General features: G+C 56.5%; 1 protein-coding gene. It reads right to left on the bottom strand.

Annotated features, from left to right (window positions below):
- Window positions 1-34 precede the first annotated feature (34 nt).
- A partial coding sequence (locus J5M71_RS28250) for a hypothetical protein (RefSeq protein WP_207838924.1) occupies window positions 35-457 on the bottom strand: 423 nt, incomplete at its 5' end.

The following is a 457-nucleotide window of genomic DNA, read 5'->3' as shown; positions in this document are numbered from 1 at the left end:
GTATACGCAGCGGGGAATCTACTCCACGTTACAACTACGGATTCGGTTTCGTTGCATTTCTCATGCGCATGACGCGTTGAGGCGTCCGTTTCGACATGAAACGCAACACGTCATCGAGCCTGACATAGCCCGTCCCTGCACGATCGATGTCCGAAAAGCGATCACTGACCAGCCCCCAGCCCGCTGCCTTGGCTTGTTGTTTCGACAATAGCCCGTTGGGATTGCCGCCGGTGGCTGCGGTAAAACGCTGGGCGATCTGGTTTTCCACATCTCGCGTAACGGTGCCTTCCGATGGCTTGGGCGGTTGAACCCAGCCCTCCGGCGGCGGAGGCGGCTTCGGCAAGTCGTCATAGGCAAACGCCGCGCCGAGATTTGACATTGAAATGATGGTGGCGGCCACCGTGAAACCCAAGTAGGTCACGATTTTCATAGCTGTCCTCAGTTTATAGTAAGGAAC

This window comes from Pseudomonas sp. 43(2021), from assembly GCF_017490805.1.
Classification (GTDB): Bacteria; Pseudomonadota; Gammaproteobacteria; order Pseudomonadales; family Pseudomonadaceae; genus Aquipseudomonas.
The sequence above is the reverse complement of the archived record's forward strand: the minus strand, read 5'-3'. Positions and strand labels throughout refer to the sequence as shown.